Source organism: Spiroplasma sp. hyd1, assembly GCF_016082235.1.
In the GTDB taxonomy this organism is placed as follows: Bacteria; Bacillota_I; Bacilli_A; order Mycoplasmatales; family Mycoplasmataceae; genus Spiroplasma; species Spiroplasma poulsonii.
The window spans coordinates 1-18,018 of record NZ_JXYY01000024.1; the positions used below are offsets into that span (position 1 = coordinate 1).

The window sequence follows — 18,018 nt, forward strand, 5'->3', positions numbered from 1 at the left end:
TAATATTTTTTGTAATTATTGATTTTTATTTTTAATTTGTTATAATTTTATTAACTTTTTATGACTTAGTTTTACAGTATACAATGTTATTATTTTTAGTATTACAACAGTATTTTACTTGTTAATAACATCATGACCACATACTTTAATTTTTTTAAAACTCTATGGTGTTGGAATCTTGATTTCTTTTATCTCATTACCATTATTTTGATTTATTATCATCATTGCTAGTCATTTTTTAAAAGAAAGTGTTATAACTTTAATAACATTATTTTTAACAATCATTGTTTTAATAACACCTTGACTTATGACGGCAAAAAATATCAAGCATTATTTTTCAGCAGCAGACTATAATGTTACCAACATAATTAAGGCAAACAAGCACACAGAAATTAATCTTTTTAAATCTAATGATATATATACTAAAATTTACGATGCCATTAATAAAAATGATGGCAATCAATTTCATCAAATTATAAATAATTATTTAGAAAAAAATAATTATCAAAAAATATTACAAGGTGGTTTTCTTTCAGAGGCAGTCCACTTTAATGATTTAAAAAAGGAACTACTTTTTGATGTTAATCAAGATGTTAAAATAATTCACCCGCAAAGTCATTTGGAAAATCCTCAAATTATTCTTTCAAAGGAATTTTCTATAAAAATTGAGATTTATCAAATGTTTTACCAACAAAATACATTTGGAATAAACCCCAATATTACGACAAATCCGATTCTATGAGGGTATCGCTATAGCTGGCAATTTCAAAAAAATATGTTTATGGAAATTGAAAAAAAATATGCTCTCAATACTCAAACAATAATAACTAGTATTTTACAACAACCTCAAAATGTGCCTGGGCACACACTATTCATTAATTTTTCAAAATATATTGAGGACTATAAAAAAGTTGCTGAAAGTAATAAATATAAAACAGGAATTCTTGCCCTTAACTTATTTAGTCAATATACTTTAACTGCTGCTAAATTAATTAACGACGATAATTTCTATCATAGTTGAGGTTATTCTAATTTTTTTAATAATGAATTTAATTGGCATAAACTAAACGGAATTATATATAATTTGGACTGAGATAATATCATATATACCCGTCCAACTTGGCCATTAGTTTTTCCAATGACAATTATATTTATCTTACCAACAATTGGGTTATATTATTTTTTAAAACACTTTAAATATAAATAAAGATGGTACTTATCTAAATAAAAAATAATTGAAAAATGTATTAAAAGGAGTAATATAAATTGGTCCTTTTAATACATTTTTACTTTGCCTACTAATACTTGAATAAATGTCATAATTATTATCTTATTTCTTTTTTGTTTTACTATCGATTTGTATTTTAGCTTGGTTCATAATCTTATCTGGATTTAAATATGTCTTTTTCATTTCTTTTGATAATGATACATCATACATTGATAAATCATTAACAAATGGTTGTTCATCAACATTATGGGCGTGACCTTCATAACCTTCAAATTTGTAAGTAAAACGACCATCAAGATATACTTTAAAGATTGCTTCTTCTCCTGTCACTTTTTTAGCATAGACAATAACAAGACTATCGTCATTTTCCTTTGTAATTCGAATATCATTATTATCAACAATAAAACCACGTTTTTGAATTGCTTGCAAGATTGCAGCAATTGCATGTTTTCGTGCTGATTCATCTAATTGTTGACTAATAATTTTATTTTGTAAATCCAATGCTTTTTGATTTAAAGAATTAGTATCATTAACACTAGTTTGACTGAATTCCTCTAACACCGGTCCTAATTCAGCATTAATAAATTTATCATCGCCAATTTGGGCTTTAAAACTATTAAGATATTGATTTTTCATAAAGTCTATTGAAGCACGATAGTTATTAATCTTATCTTGAACAAGCTCTGAAATTGTATTTGGATCTAGATTAACAAGCTGATTTTTATTTGATTTAAAAAAATTCATAATAAAAGCTTTTGAAGCATTATCATCAAACATTCCTAGTAGTTTTTGCTCTAATGTTTGATAATTTAAATTAACACGATTTTTTAAATTCACTAAGCGTTGTTTTGTTTCGTCTTCAACAACTTTTACTTTTAGCACTTCAATTTTTTGTTGAATTTCTGCTAAACGTAATGTTTTTTGTTCTAAGAAAAAGTTAACTCGTTTTGCTAATTCTAAATCAACATGTTTAACCTTTTGAAATTCATCAACCAATGGATTAGTTTCTAAATCAACTAAAATTTGATTTAGCTCTTGTAAATACTGTTCAATTGCTTGGCAGTTTAATCCACTAGCATCAATATTTTTTAATTGTTGTAATAATAATTGTAAGTTTTCTTTAACAAAATTAATATTTAAACTTAATCTTTCGATTTTTTTTTGGTAATTATACATTACCTGTTCAACACTCATACTCATTAATTTAACACCTCTTCTATTTCTTTTTGTAGTTTTTTTAATGCATCGCGGTTTTTATTATCATTTCGCTCATCGCGCGCTTTTTCACAATATAAGTACAATCGTAATTCATAATATATTGTCATAATTTGTTTTTGTTTACTTTTATCCAAAAGATCCTTGCAAACAAATAATTTTTCATTAATTGCTTTTAAACGATGGTCTTTTGCCTTTAGCATAGCAGTAATTTTTTCTTCTAAGATATTTATTAAATATAATGCTGCTTTATCAAAGTAGCAAAAATCAAGGTATTCTTGAAATTTTGGTTCAGAATTAAACATATCTTTAAACTTAATAGCTTTGTATCTCGTTTCTAATTGTGATAATGATCCTAATAATTCAATTGTTAAATCATCACCATGATTAATATTTTTAAAGCGTTCGCTAATGATTGCAACCTTAGTTCAAATTTCCTCTCAATGACGCTGTAGATTACTTGTCTCTCGTTTTTTCATTTCAGTAAAATATTTTAGATATTCTTCCGCATAACCATACAAATTAACTAATAAAGTAATATTTTTACTTAAATTTGTTGTACTAATTTCTTCAAATAACTCATGGTGCAAATTATCATTATTAAGCGCAAAAAGGAATTTAGTTAAAATAGCAAATAAATTTTGATTTCAAATTTTTTCAATAGTTGTTGAACTTGCAACATTAGTTAGTTCTAATAGTTGTTTTAACGTAACATTATCTTGATGGTAAAGTTCTTGTAGCATATTTAAAGCTTCTTTACTTGCTAACAAATCATTGTTTGTTAAAACTTGATACGCTTTAACAATATTTTGCTGGTCTTTGGCTTCTTGTTTTATCGCCGTAATTAAAAGGGTATGCATCTTTGTAAAATAATTTGGTCTTAAAGTAAAATTAGTTAAAATTTGCTCACATTTGGATAAAATTGAAATCTTATTTTGAAAATTATTTGTACTAATATTTTTTAAAATATCATCAAAAGCATTGTCATTTTGATTTAATAGATCAATTAAATAACAATAAATAAAGAGGTCATTAACTTTATTACCGTGAATTGTTTCATAAATATTTCCTTGTTCATTTTTCAACACAGTTTGTAAATTTTGTAAAATTTTTTTAAATAAGAGGTTGCTATAATTTGATAAAAATTTTTGGGCAGTGATAATTTTACGATTTAACATTATTAACTCTGTTGGTTGTAAGGCATAACATTCTGTCTCGTTTTTATCATTAATAAATAATGTCAAAAAATGATCATGTATTGGTAAAATGGTTTTATCTAAATAAAAAATTGGAATTGAAGCGGTTAAATCACTTATCTTAGTACTATGATCAGCATTAACAAAAATAACACAACGAATATCATTATCAAAATAATATTTATGATTTAAAACTGCTTTTGGATTAACATTTGCTGCATTAATAATCAAAATTCGAGGATTTATCAATGTTGAAGTAATATGACGAGGGTCTTGTTGATAATCACTTTCTAGCGTATTTGCTGCAATCTTTTGAATATTTAAATTAAAATCAGTTGTTAAATCTTCTGTCATTGTTGTTAAAAAATAATCTAAAATTTTTGTTCGTAAATTAATATTATTATCAATAATTTCTTGCAAATTTTTATCATTCATAACTTGCATTTTAATATCTTTAAAAGTTGTTAAAGTTAGCACAACTTCCTTTGTTTCATAAACATCAGATAATAATTTATTAACTTCTTTATTATCATGTTTAATTGTTTGTTGTTGCTTTCGAATTGAAGTAAATGTTGTATCATTATTAAACATATTATATTTATTAGGACTAGTTTTATATTTTTCTAAGAATTTAAATAAATCATCACCCGTAATTGTTACTTCATGTTCTGAAAAAATTGTTAAAGCATTATTATTAATTTTTTCTATTAAGAGTAAATGTTCATTATTAATATATCGTTCATTTGTAAAAATATCAAAAATAAAATCAATTGTTGCTTCACGGTTATTGTTTTTACTTAACAAATAACCTTTTTCTAAGGCTTGTAGTGCTTCTTTTGAAATATAAAAAATTCCAATTGCACGATCAATTCATTCTTGTTCAGCATAAGTATTAGCCAAATAATTTAATGACCCTTGTGAATTAATTTCAATTGTGTTTTCTTTTTCAATTAAATCCTTTAAACATTCAGCGTAAATTTTATGATTAAAAATTTGTAATTCATCTCGTAAAATATTAGCTAACGACTTTTCTTTATCTGGATAATTAGCAATAGCATTTAAAATGACATACTGAAAAAAGGATGGTCTTTTTGGTGTTTGATAACTAACAATTGTTGTTAATTTTTTTCAGTTTTTATAGATTTTAACTACTCCTAATTTCATTTTCTACCTCTAACTTCTATAATAAATCTTTTGCATGTCAAATAAGACCATAATTATCAATAATTCGTAAAATTTCATAATATGCTTTAATTGTGGTTGTTACATTTGGATTAATAATCGTTGGAATCTCAACATCAATATTAGCAAAGAAATTAATTGCTCCAATAATAATTAACATATTTTTTGTCCTAGAAAAGGCAACATTTAACCGTTCATACTTTTTAACAAATTCTTTATTAGCATTAAGTTGCCATTGTGGATGACGAACAGTATTAACAATAACTATTTCTGTTTCTCGTCCTTGATAATCATCAACAGTTGAGACTTCAACTTTAATATTTTTAAACTTTAAATTACTAATAGTTTTCCGTAATTTTTTTACATGCAATCCATAAAAACTAATCACCGCTACTTTTGGTTGTTTTTTTAACTTCGCAGTTAAATCATTATATCCTGTATCAATTAACATAAGAGTTTTAATCGTTAAATTAATTTCTAATCAATTAAAAAGACTGGTACTACCACTTTCACCTTGTTCATAAACAAAGTTTTGGTTTTCATCTTTTGTTGAATCAATTCAATAAATTGCTTTTTTACTATCAAAAATTTTTAAACCCTTCTCATTTTCAGCGGTAACATAATGTTGTTTTTCGTTATTTTGATTTTCTTGATCTCCTAATTGTAATTGGTTTTCATAAAACACATTAACAATTCGCATAATATCTTCATGACTACGATACTGATTAACTAAAATTTCTTTAACAGAATCGTCACATTTTGAAATAATCTTTTTAAACATTGAATTAGTTACTAACTCTAAGAAATCATGATAACTATAATTTTCATTATAATTATCATTAATCAAAGCAACATCTTCTTCACGATACGGCATAATTGGTGGTAACTGACGATAATCACCAACTAGAACCACCGCTTTACCATATACTAGCGGCATAAAAATTTCCATTGGTGTTAATTTACTTACTTCATCAATGACAACAACATCGAACCCAAATTTTTTAATATCAATATCAGCAATATTATAATCTTGTAAAACCTTATTTTTACTTTGGGCATATGATTGATTTGAAGTTGCGGTCATTGCAACAACATTAACACTGTCTTGCAAAAACTGATTAGCATAGTTAACAGTGTCGCGTTCCATTGCTGGAGTAAAACGATCATTTTGAATTCCTTCTTGGTTTAAAAAAGCGGCAATATTATAATTTCTATCTAAGAAAGTAATCATATTATTAACAAAATTACCTTTTGTTGCTTTTTCATTAATAATAGTATTCATATCATGATCAATGCCATTAATGACCTTATCAATTTCATTAATTGTCGCAGTAATATCTTTTACAACTAAATTTAAATTAAAAATATGATTAATACTATTAACAATATTTTCAATTTCGATTTTCAAAGCATCAATGCGATTACGTAATGCTGCAATGTCTACTTCTAAATATGATATTTCTTGAGCATTTTTACTAACATCAATTTGATTCATTAATTTTTCATTATTATTAATTTGTTCTTCATAATGTGTTTTTAATTTTAACAGATCGTTTTTAAATTTTTGTTGTAAGTTTTGATAAATAACATTCTCTTGTTTTAACTCCGTAATTTCATTTTGCGCCGCTTGAAGTTTCTCAATTCATGCATCATCGCGGAATTCTTGCCTAACGTTATTTAATTCTGTTAATTCTTGTTCTTTTTTTACCAATAATGGATCAACAGTTCCTGATTTTGTTAATAATTGTTGATAAGTACTTGTTAATGAATATGATTCGTCAAATTGAAAACCTAACTTTTCTTGAATTAAAGTTCCAAAATATTTATTAAATAATTCAACTAAGTCCGCCGTTGCGGTAATAATTCCTTCTCAACTTAAGTTGCCTAAAAACTCTATCATATTATCAATATTATTAATTTCAACTTTTAATTTTCGATTATTAGTTTGATATTCTAATTTTTGATTGCCTAATCTTTCTTGTTCAGCAACTAATTCATTTACCTTTTGTGTTCAAGTGTTATAATCTTTAATTTCTTTTTCAAGCATCTTTGCCCGAGCTTTAAGACTTTGTAATTCCTTCTTCTGATTTTCATAATCATAATCAATCGCATTTCATTTTGTTAAATATTGGCGCATTAAATGCGAATAAATAAAACGATAATTATTAAAAATTAATTTATCCGGATTAAAATCATTAAAACGATTTTTTTTACGAACTTCTTCTCCGGTTAAACGTAATGGCACTAACATTGGTGTTTTATATAATCTTGCTAAAACATTATCAATTGCAGTATGATTTTGAGAAGATATTAAAACCTTTTTCCCAAGTTTAGCATACTGATAAACTAATTCAGCAATAAACTCAGTTTTCCCTGTTCCCGGAGGTCCTTGCAATAAGAAAATGTCTTGAGAATTAAGTGCTTTTACTAATGCTTTTTTTTGATTTAAATTCAAATTAGTCGAAGCAAAATGTAATTGTTCTAACGCAATTAAATGATGCTGTGATTTTAATTTAACATCTTCAATATTAAAAATATAATTAATTAAATAAGGGTTAGCAACATCATTTTTACTAATTTTATCTAAAATGATATTACTACGGCGAATTAAAGTTGAATCTCCTTTTCCAATATAAGTTAAATAACCATACTGAGGAATAATGTTTGTTAATTCTTTTGTTGAAATATCATCATCATTTTTTATTTCATAAAAGCAATTAATAATTTGATATTTACTTAAATGCTCAGCAACTAATTTAATTGTTGCTGGATCAATTTCTTTCTCTTTTGTAATATTATTTTCAATCATATAAAGTTTCATTATTTCCTTAATTACATTAAGATCCGGTTTTTGTTGTTCTTTTGTTGTTGCAATATTAAAACCTAAATCATAAATATCGGTGCCATCTTGCGCATAACTATCACTAAAATTAAAAGTAAACAATGTTAAGGAGTTTTCTTTTTGATATGTTCGATTAATTTGCAATCCCGTCATACTTAAATTATTTAATCCTTCTAAAACACGATACTTATTAAAATCATCTAAAATTAATTCTAACTCAATAACAATTACTTCTTCATAAGAAGGATTAATCTTGATACTTTTATTAATAAAATGCTTTTTATTAACATACCAAAAATTAGGTGTTAAAAAACGAGCATCATGAAAAGTTTCCACTGCTGCAACTGTTTTTGGGATTTTCACATATTCTGTTAATTTCCGTGTTAAATATAAGCATGAATTATTACGCTTATATTCTAAATTCTGGCTTTGAAATTGAAGATATTGTAATCAGCGTTCTTTTTCTTCAGAAAAAGATGAAATTAAGAACTTCATATTAGCAAAAACATTTGAATCAAAAATAGTTCGTAATCTTGCTTCATCAATTCGAAAATTATCCGCTATTTCTAAGACAACAGTCGTTGCCGTTGTCTCAAATTCTTGTTTCTCTTTTTCCATTGCTGTTAAAAAGATGTTTTTAACATTAACAATTCCAATTTGTGGGTCAATATCACCAAGAATTGTTAACGATAAGTTTGGATCTAAAATATCATCAAAACCCGAAATTGATTTAAAGCGAATTAAAATATCATACAGTTCTTTTGTTTCGCCTTTTTTATCTTTTTTAATCTTTGCTTGATCATTAATTAAACTAACAAAAAAATCAGCGATATAGATCTCCTTTTTTAAAAAAAGATCTAATCCATTCACTGTTGTAATATTTTTTAAACGGAGGTTCTTAACATCATCATCAGTAAATTTACTCTTCGCATTTGTTAAAAAGTATAAATTTAATAATAAATTCTTACCATTAAATTTATCCCCTTGAATTGTAAATTTTGTTAATGCCATTAGTCCACCCCTCTTATCCATATATAATTATACTAAACTTATATTAGATAACAATCAAAGCGATTAAAAACAATGAAAATAAAAAAGAGAATATTTTTGAAATATTCTCTTGATAAAAATACCTATCTTTTTGAGTATTGTGGTGCTCTTCTCGCTCCGTGTAACCCATATTTTTTACGTTCTTTAATACGAGCATCACGAGTTAGCATTCCCGCATGTCTTAATAAGGTTTTATAATCTTGTGAAGCTTCAACTAGTGCTCTTGCGATTCCTAGTCTTGTTGCTCCCGCTTGTCCGGTAAAACCACCACCAGATACTTTAACACGAATATCAAATTCTGATTTTACACCAGTAATTTCTAAAGGTTGTTCCAAATCCTGCACTAATGTTGCATATGGGAAAAATTCTAACGCTGGTTTCCCATTTACAACCACATTTCCTTTACCAGGAGTCAATACAACTTGGGCAATAGAAGATTTTCTTCTTCCTGTCCCACGATAAATAACTTCTTGTTTTTTTGCCATACCCGCTCCTTTTATTTATCAGTTAATTCTAACTTAATTGGTTGTTGTGCTTCATGGAGATGTTCGTTACCAGCATAAACGAATAAATTACGAAATAATTTACTTCCTAATTTATTTTTTGGTAACATTCCTTTAATTGCGTGTTCAACTGGATAAATTGGTTTTTTAACTAGCATATCTTTTGCTGTTGTTCGTTTTAACCCACCTGGGTGTTGTGAATGATGATAATAAATTTTACCCTTTAATTTATTTCCTGAAAAATTAACTTTATCAGCATTAAGAATAATAACATTATCACCACAATCAACGTGCGGCGTATACGCTGGTTTATTTTTTCCTTTTAAGATCATTGCGACTTTGCTTGCTAAACGTCCTAAAACTAGACCTTGAGCATCAATAACATATCATTTCTTTTCAACTTTTGCTGAATTCAAGATAGTAGTTTGTCTCATGCCACTGCCTCCTAACATTATTCCGTACCAGGGTCCAATGTATAAAGCAGTAATATTATAACTAAAAAAGCAAGGATAAGCAACAATTTAAACTGATATTTCCAAATTAATTATGTTGTTAAATGTCAATTTGAATAAATTGGAAAATCATGCAAAAGTTTTTTAACTTCGTTTTGATATTTTGCAATATTTTCATCAGTGGGTTCTTTCAACACATAATAAATTATTTCCCCAATTTGTTGGAATTCTTTGCTCCCAAAACCACGTGTTGTCATTGCTGCTGTTCCTAAACGAATCCCGCTTGTAACAACAGGTGATTCTTGGTCAAAAGGAATCATATTTTTATTACAGATAATACCAATTTTTTGTAAAATCTCTTTTGCTTGTTGTCCTGATATTCCCAAACTGCTTTTTACATCAACCATTAATAAATGATTATCTGTCCCATCAGCAACTAAACGAAGATTTTTTCCTTTTAAAGTTGTTGCTAAAACCTTTGCATTATTTACAATTTCAGCTTGATATTGATTAAATGAGGGCTCTAATGCTTCTAAAAAACATTGCGCTTTTGCCGCAATTACATGTTCTAACGGTCCTCCTTGATTACCAGGAAAAACAGCACCATCAATTTTCTTTGCTCATTTTTGTTTTGATAAAATTAAACCACCACGTGGGCCACGTAATGTTTTATGTGTTGTTGAAGTAACAACATCAGCATATGGGATTGGTGACTGGTGTAATCCAGCAGCAACTAAACCAGCAATATGAGCCATATCAACCATTAATAAAGCACCAACTTTATCAGCAATAACGCGAAACTTTTTAAAATCAATTTCACGCGAATAAGCGCTTGCTCCAGCAACAATTAATTTTGGTTTAACTTCCACCGCAATTTTTTCAATTGCATCATAATCTAACATTTCTGTTTTTGGATCAACACCATAACTGCAAAAATTATATAAGCGACCAGAAAAATTAACTTTATGTCCATGCGTTAAATGTCCTCCAGCAGCTAAATCCATTGCTAAAATCGTATCGTGTGGTTGTAATAATGCATAATAGGCTGATGCATTTGCTTGACTACCAGAATGGGCTTGAACATTAGCGTGTTCTGCTTGAAATAGTTCTTTTACTTTATCAATTGCTAATTGCTCAATTTGGTCAATATATTCACACCCTCCATAATAACGATGAAACGGATATCCTTCAGCATACTTGTTTGTTAAAATTGAACCTGTAACAGCTAAAACTGCTTCACTAACATAATTTTCTGAAGCAATTAATTCAATATGGTCTTGTTGCCGCTTTAATTCTAAGTTAATTAATTCTTTAATTTGCGGATTTACTTTCATTATTTTCATCTCCATTCTATTTTTTCTATTATCATTATATAGTTATAAATAAAAAAAATAACTTAAATAAAGTTATTTTTTCATCATCTTTTAATATTGTAAACTGGCATTGGTATCTTTATGAATCAATGGTGAAACAGCCCGATAAGTAATATAAATAATTGCTGAATTAAATAAAACTTTTAATGGGGCCATTGCCAATCGCGAAATCATTGTCACTCCATAACCATCCGTTCCACTTGTTTTATTTTGTGAAACTGTTAAGAACGCAATATCCCCCCAGGCGGATATTAGCGTGGTGACTCAATATTCATTAATAACAGCCAACATAATAATGGCTACTAAATCTCAGTAGCGTTTTTTGGTTTTATCAAAGTAGCGATAAACAAACATTATTATTCAAATAATAACAATTGTTCCTCCTGTTCCAAACCCAATAATATAAATTAAGACAACCTTACTAACCTCTAAACCAGCAAATAAGGTAATTGTTTCTACTGGTGAATATCAAGTCATTACCCCAGCAAAAGTTCCAAAAATTATAATAAAAATATTTGTTAACATAAATAGAACTCATTTATGTTTTCCAACAGCGCGATTAATTGATGATGCACATCCCGACAAAAACCCATATGAAACAATAACAATAATGTAAGCAACATGGACATAGGAAGGAACAAATAACATAACAATTAAATCTGTTATTACCCCCGACAATAAACCGACAATTGGGCCAAAGATAAAACCACTAATTTTTACCATTAATCCTTCAAAAGCAATCCGAACGGGTGGAAAAACAGTAATTGGGACTGTTACGGAAATAATAATTGTAACCGTTGCTGATACTGCAGCTAACATTGTAATATATGCGATATTTTTTGTTGTAAAACGAATCCCATGATAACGTTTAGGATTGATTAAATAATACAAACCATTATAAACACAATATATGACAAAAAGTGCGCCTATTACCCCACTAGCAATATATGCCATTTTATTACTATACAAGATTTTCGATATATCGCTAAATATTGTTAATAAACTCATAATATCCCCGCAATCTACATGTTGATAAAATAAAGCTTTTGTGGAGTCAATATTTTACATAATACAATTATACATTACATTTTTCATTCAATTATGTTTTTTTTATTTTTTAAAAGTAAATTATTAATTTTTATAAAAAATTGTTGATCTTTAAACAAGTTATAGCTAAAAGGTGACGGGTGTGATCCCTTAATAATATTACTTTTGTTAGTAATATACTCACTATATTGTTTTGCATAATTGCCCCATAAAACATAAATAATGTCATCGTGAATTTGATTTAAATAAATAATTAAATTTTGGCTAAAAGTTGTTCAACCAATATCTTTATGACTCAGTGGCGTTTTGGTAACAACACTACCAATTGTATTATATAAAAAAACACCTTCTTTAACTCAATGTTCTAAATTACCACTAGCATGATGGTCAACCCCTAAATCCTTTTTTAATTCATGAAAAATATTAACTAAACTTGGTGGGTTTTTAATACCACTACTAACACTGAAAGCTAATCCATTAGCTTGGCCAGGGCCATGGTATGGGTCTTGACCAATAATTACAACTTTAATATCTTTTGGTTCAATTAAAGTAAATAATCGAAAAATATCGGTTTTTTGGGGATAACAAATATTTTTTTCATATTCATTATCAATATTTTTTAACAATTGTTGAAAATATGGTTTTTTAATTTCATTATCAAAAAACTCTCTCCAACCAACTGCATACTTTATTCACATTATTTTATCTCCTATTACTTGTCTGAAATATTGTAATTATTAGTATTTATTTTTTGCAAATTAATTATATCAAAAACTTTTTTAAATCCAATGATTCTTGAACTAAAACCTTTGATGTTTTAAAAACATTAAATATTTTAATATTATTAATTCTTTAAATGCTATTGGATTTAAAAACTAACTTATAATTATAATTTTTTGAATTATATTTTAATAATAAATCTACGTCAAGATTAAATTTTTGGGTTTTACAATAAAGCACGAATTTACTTTTTCCATTCTCTTTATTATCAATTATCTGTACATTGGTAAAATTTCAAATGTTATTTTCTAATTTAATATTTAAACCATTTGATATTTTTTCATATTCTTGAATTAAATAACTAATTACACCATCTTTGTTTGAGAAATCATCGGTTTTTATTATATTTTTCATATTATCTTTATTAATTTTAACTCCTATACTAGGTTTTAAATCTACACTATATTAGCTAATCTCCGCCCCGCTACATTTTGCCATTTTAGTAGAATCTACGTTAAAAAATAAACTGCTCATAAAAAATGAATTAATATAGGCTTGATCGCTTTCTGAAAATTGATTTTTACAAGCAACACTATTTGCTGTTCCAAGTCCAGTTAAAGATATTGTATCTAATATACTTAATATTTTCTTCATATTTTTTATTTTTCCTCCCACTGTTTATTTAATATTTTTATTATATTTGTTTTTCTTTTGTTGTTAAATTTTTTATTTCCAATAGCGTATAACCAAGTTATCAAATAAATTATGGTTAAAAGAAACTTTGCCTAAAATGAAAACAAACATTAAGATTATCTATCAAATAAATAGTAAGAAAAACAACAAAGAATGCTAACATTTATTTTAAATTATTATAAAATAATTTTATAAAAAATATGAAAATCTTTATCAAAAATTAAGAAAGCAAAATAAAGTGGTGAAGAAATGCAAGAACTAAAAGAAAACAAAATAATTATTGGAGAAATGACCATTAAAAAGTCACGTTTTATTTGTTTGCTACAAAAAGTTACTTCTGAACAAGCAGCCCTTGCTTTTATTAAAACAAACCAGCAATTAAATGCAAATCATAATTGTTATGCATATATTATCGGAAAAAATCAAAATATTATGCGAAAATACGATGATGGCGAACCAAGCAATACTGCTGGCAAACCAATTTTAGATATTTTATTACATCATCATCTTACCAATGTTGTCTGTTTAGTTATTCGCTATTTTGGAGGTATTAAATTAGGGGCCGGCGGGTTAATTCGTGCTTATGCAAATAGTGTTAAAATGAATTTAAAAAATAGTGAATTAATCCCTTTTTTAGAAACAAAAGAAATTATTATTCAATTTCCTATTAGTAAAATTAAACTTGTTGATGAGTATTTAACTTATCATTATTCAAACATTAAAATTAAAAAAACTTTTAACGAATCAATTAGTTATACATTTAGTCTTGCAACCACAGAAATCCCTCGTTTAACTTTATGAACAAACAATAATGCGATTAATCTAATTCTTTCTGAACATAAAGATAGTTAATATTTTTTCCAAGTTGTACAAAACGACGTTCATATTCGGTTGGAATATTATTTTCAAGATACTTACTATCATATAAATCAGTCGTGTAATCAATAACTTTTCAGTTATTTGTTTGAAAGGATTCTAACGAATAAGCAAATAACTGATCATTATCTGTTTTAAAATGAATTTCACCATTTGTTTGTAAAATTAATTGGTAGAATTCTAAAAATTTTATGTTAGTTAAACGCCGCTTTTCGTGGCGTACTTTTGGCCATGGGTCAGAAAAATTTAAATAAATTCTATTAACTTCCTGGGGCGCAAAAATGTCTAATAACATAGTGGCATCAAAAGCAATAATTTTTAAATTTGGTAAATTTTCAGCAACAATTTTCTTTAACGCTAAAACCATAACTGAAGGATACCGTTCAATTGCTAAAAAATTTTGTTCTGGATATTTTTTTGCTAAAGTAACAATAAATTCACCCTTTCCTGTTCCAATTTCAATGTTTAAGGGATGGTTATTTTTGAAAACAGTTTTTGCTCATTGTCCTTGATAATTTTCTGGATTCTGTAAGGTAACCGTTGGATTGCTTTCAATATATTCTTCTGCTCAAGGCTTATATCTTAGTCTCATCTTGTGACCCTTTCATTTTATTTTTTAATAATGCTAATTTTATCTCACGACTAACTTCCAATTGTGGTTCATCATAAGTACCAAACAATGAACCAAACATATAATCAATTTTTAGTTCTTTTAATTTACTATATCCTAAGTAACTATTAACTTGTGGCGCAATTAAAATAACATCAATTTTTTTTGCTAAAATAATATATTCCTTAATTAAGTTTTGATAATGTAAATGAATAAACATTTCTCGAATAATGGTTGGGGCAAAAATAGCATAATTAGGCTCATAATAATACAAACTATTTAATTCAGTATCAATTCCACCAAAGTTTTTAACTGCCACCTCAATTCCAATGTTTTTAATTGCCGTTAAATTTTGTTTAAATTGTTCTGGGTCAAAACCAGTTTCCATTAAATCAAACGTTAAAATTAAATTCGAAGGTTTAATTTTTAATTCAATTAATTTTGTTGCAAATTTTTTTAAGTTAAACTGCTCACCAGCAATAAAACTAGCTGGATAAGTAATAAATAATTTTTGTTCTAAATAATTATCTAACTTTTGAAAATTTTTAATGTTTAAAGCAGCATTAAAACGTGCTAACATTGTTTCATGAACAAGTCCTCTAAAATTACTAATATTCTTGGTAAACATTAGATCGCTATCAACACCATTAACCAAGTTATTACTATAATGGTATACTAATTTAAAATCATCAGTGACATTAACAATTGGCAAATATAAACTAACAATCTTTTCTAATTGCGTATGTTCATTTAAAGCTAAAATACTGCGTTTTTGATTTGATAACTCCTTAATATGTCCCGGATCAACAAAAATAATTTGATTTAAATATTCAATGTTTAAACGATTATCAGCAGTAGCAATATTATATTCTTTTAACTTATTTAAATCATTCGATTGCAAACCATATAATGAAGCATAACCTTGTAATTTAACAATTATTTTGTATTTTTTAAAAATAAAACTAGTATTAACTTGTCCTAATAAAATTTCAAATTCTTTTAATAAATCAGTTTCTGGTCGTAATTTGCTTTTGTTATGTAGCAAAATATTACCAATATTAATTTTTTCATCCTGACTAAGGGGCACAAAAATTCCAAAGTGATTTAAGCTTGCCTTAAAAAATAAAACATTTTGGTCTTTTCATAAGGTAAAAACTTGGTTTGAAATTAAGTCAATAATTTTATTTTTAATATTGCTGCTTAAAAAACGATCTAGTTTTTCAACATTATTAATCATAAAAGTAAAATAAATTCCATGTCGAATTTTATTTTTATGAATGACATTATAAATAGCATCGTGTGCTAATGCTTCACGAACATAACTGTTTCGATCATATTCAATAATATTTTGTAATTTTAAAGCATGAATATAAATTAATTCAATAATTGCACAAATACTATAAGCAAAATAACTCATTGTAATCCACACTAAAACATATAATTCATTTACTAAGTTTGCTGAAACAGCCATAATTCTAGATTGAACTAAAATAATAATTGATGTTGTAATAAACGACGCTAATGCTAATAATGACCAACTTGTTCATTTTGTTCATTTAAAGTATCAACTAATAAAAATAATAATTAAACTTAGTCCATAAAGGACTGTAACCATAACAATATTAGATGTTCCAGTTAAAGATAAAAAATAGCTATTAGTTAGATGTGGTAACACCCCAAATAAGAAAGTAAACATAATAATCGTATATAAAATTGTTGATAAATAAGAAATAAAAACCCCAATCATTCAGCAAACTATTATTGGCAAAAAGATATTAATAACAATCATCGTATTTGCTTCCCCTGTTTTTGGTGGGACAAAAACTAGAATCAAACCTTGCGCAATAATAACTAAAATGGCAAAAACACCACCAATAACTGCTTGGTAATAAATCATAAACCGAGTAAAATAATTTCGAACTAAACCTCAGGTAAAAACATAAATAAAAGTAAAAATAAGTATAAAGAATAAATATACAAAAATAATACTTAAAATATTACCCACTTATTTTCACCTCATTTAAAAATATATGCATTGTTTTTATTATATCATTCCTTTTAAATACTTTTTAAAATTTACACCCTTAAAAATAAGTTTTAAAAAGGACTTAAAATAAAAAATGGTGGAGATGGCGGGAATTGAACCCGCGTCCACAAACAACTTTCTAATATCTTCTACAGTTTAGTCTAATCATCTTTCTTTCATTATTTAATAGTAGGACTAGACAACTAATTAAATAACTAGATAATAAGTTGTTTTCAAAACCCTAACATTATCAATTAGAATTTCTATTAGATTAAGTATTTAGATACGATAATGGTTAATAACCTACAATTAACTATTATTACGGCTAGCTATTCTCTAACAACGAGAAATTAAACTGCTAACGCTTGAAATTGACCAGCAAATTGATTGTTCATCATGAATGCTGGAATTTCAACTTTGTCTTCGTTTTGTTTTTTGTTTGCGTTTCTTCAAACCCAGAAGCATTATAGTCTGCCAAACTACTGCCGATACTAGTAGATCATTCCTGTCGAAACCAGAACATCCCCATACTTTAATTATACTATCAAATTACCCAACAGTAAATAAAAATCTTTTTATGCATCGGATTTGATCTGACATAACTGTTTAAAATGATACTCTCGTTTAATTCCTTTCCCAGTTTTAAGAGCGAAACTATTACGAGTTAGGGCATAACAATCAAGAATAAAATCAAAACCACTAAAAACCAAAGGAAATAATAGGAAAAAGCCCATTCCTCGTAAATAATCTTTTTGTAATCAAAATAATAATCGTTCAACAATTAAGCTAGGTTTAACTGTTGGATTATCATTTTTTAAATTCAAGTATTGAACATAGGCATTTAAACTACTAAAAAAGTAACTAAACAACACAAGTGTAACAATTAAAATAACAAATTTAAATAAATTTATCGTAATTTCATAGTAATTTTTACTAATTAAATTTATTATACATAACAAACTTTGGAATAATAGACTTCTTGCATTACTTGTTAAAAAATTGCAA

Annotated in this window: 14 protein-coding genes, 1 other RNA gene and 1 pseudogene; 2 read left to right on the forward strand and 14 right to left on the reverse strand. The window is 26.7% G+C overall.

Going from position 1 to position 18,018, the window contains the following annotated elements; genetic code table 4:
* Positions 1–1,207, forward strand: a 1,207-nt coding sequence (locus TS70_RS03620) for a hypothetical protein (RefSeq protein WP_232332416.1), incomplete at its 5' end; no start/stop codon positions are given.
* Positions 1,208–1,330: 123 nt separating this feature from the next.
* Here TS70_RS03620 and TS70_RS03625 read toward each other — a convergent pair.
* The 10 genes from TS70_RS03625 to TS70_RS03670 form a co-directional block, all read right to left on the reverse strand.
* Complete coding sequence (locus TS70_RS03625) at positions 1,331–2,428, reverse strand: hypothetical protein (RefSeq protein ID WP_040092531.1); 1,098 nt, start codon at positions 2,426–2,428, stop codon at positions 1,331–1,333.
* Entirely contained in the window at positions 2,428–4,803 is a 2,376-nt protein-coding gene (locus TS70_RS03630; protein WP_198049438.1) for a hypothetical protein, read from the reverse strand. The genes TS70_RS03625 and TS70_RS03630 overlap by 1 nt, the downstream gene beginning before the upstream one ends.
* A gap of 16 nt (positions 4,804–4,819) precedes the next feature.
* Entirely contained in the window at positions 4,820–8,674 is a 3,855-nt protein-coding gene (locus TS70_RS08480; RefSeq protein WP_198049439.1) for an AAA domain-containing protein, read from the reverse strand.
* Positions 8,675–8,796: 122 nt separating this feature from the next.
* Positions 8,797–9,198 (reverse strand): 30S ribosomal protein S9, encoded by a 402-nt coding sequence (gene rpsI, locus TS70_RS03640; RefSeq protein ID WP_040092528.1) that lies wholly within the window; start codon positions 9,196–9,198, stop codon positions 8,797–8,799.
* Between the two features lie 11 nt (positions 9,199–9,209).
* Positions 9,210–9,650, reverse strand: a complete 441-nt coding sequence (gene rplM / locus TS70_RS03645) for a 50S ribosomal protein L13 (protein WP_040092527.1) — start codon at positions 9,648–9,650, stop codon at positions 9,210–9,212.
* 110 nt (positions 9,651–9,760) lie between these two features.
* Positions 9,761–11,002 carry a serine hydroxymethyltransferase gene (gene glyA / locus TS70_RS03650; protein WP_308699447.1) on the reverse strand — a complete coding sequence of 414 codons (1,242 nt, stop codon included), beginning with the start codon at positions 11,000–11,002 and terminating at the stop codon, positions 9,761–9,763.
* Between the two features lie 90 nt (positions 11,003–11,092).
* A complete protein-coding gene (locus TS70_RS03655) occupies positions 11,093–12,049 on the reverse strand; it encodes a hypothetical protein (RefSeq protein ID WP_198049441.1) in 957 nt (318 codons plus the stop codon).
* 74 nt (positions 12,050–12,123) lie between these two features.
* Positions 12,124–12,786, reverse strand: a complete 663-nt coding sequence (locus TS70_RS03660; protein WP_198049442.1) for a uracil-DNA glycosylase — start codon at positions 12,784–12,786, stop codon at positions 12,124–12,126.
* Positions 12,787–12,940: 154 nt separating this feature from the next.
* Positions 12,941–13,222 (reverse strand): hypothetical protein, encoded by a 282-nt coding sequence (locus TS70_RS03665; RefSeq protein WP_040092523.1) that lies wholly within the window; start codon positions 13,220–13,222, stop codon positions 12,941–12,943.
* A 51-nt stretch (positions 13,223–13,273) separates the two neighbouring features.
* Positions 13,274–13,462: a hypothetical protein gene (locus tag TS70_RS03670; protein WP_127092909.1), complete on the reverse strand. Its 189-nt coding sequence runs from the start codon at positions 13,460–13,462 to the stop codon at positions 13,274–13,276.
* Between the two features lie 288 nt (positions 13,463–13,750).
* Here TS70_RS03670 and TS70_RS03675 point away from each other — a divergent pair, with 288 nt between their 5' ends.
* A complete protein-coding gene (locus TS70_RS03675; RefSeq protein WP_198049443.1) occupies positions 13,751–14,353 on the forward strand; it encodes an IMPACT family protein in 603 nt (200 codons plus the stop codon).
* On the opposite strand, the gene trmB is transcribed toward TS70_RS03675, so the two are convergent.
* From trmB to TS70_RS03695, 4 genes and pseudogenes are all read right to left on the reverse strand, one after another.
* Positions 14,319–14,969 carry a tRNA (guanosine(46)-N7)-methyltransferase TrmB gene (gene trmB, locus TS70_RS03680; RefSeq protein WP_198049444.1) on the reverse strand — a complete coding sequence of 217 codons (651 nt, stop codon included), beginning with the start codon at positions 14,967–14,969 and terminating at the stop codon, positions 14,319–14,321. The two genes, TS70_RS03675 and trmB, sit on opposite strands and share 35 nt — an antisense overlap.
* Positions 14,953–16,992, reverse strand: coding sequence for an EAL domain-containing protein (locus tag TS70_RS08485; RefSeq protein ID WP_198049445.1), 2,040 nt, complete (start codon positions 16,990–16,992; stop codon positions 14,953–14,955). Before TS70_RS08485 ends, trmB begins: the two co-directional genes overlap by 17 nt.
* 116 nt (positions 16,993–17,108) lie before the next feature.
* Positions 17,109–17,540: a transfer-messenger RNA gene (gene ssrA / locus TS70_RS03690) on the reverse strand.
* A gap of 48 nt (positions 17,541–17,588) precedes the next feature.
* Positions 17,589–18,018, reverse strand: a pseudogene (locus TS70_RS03695) (hypothetical protein); the annotation flags it as partial.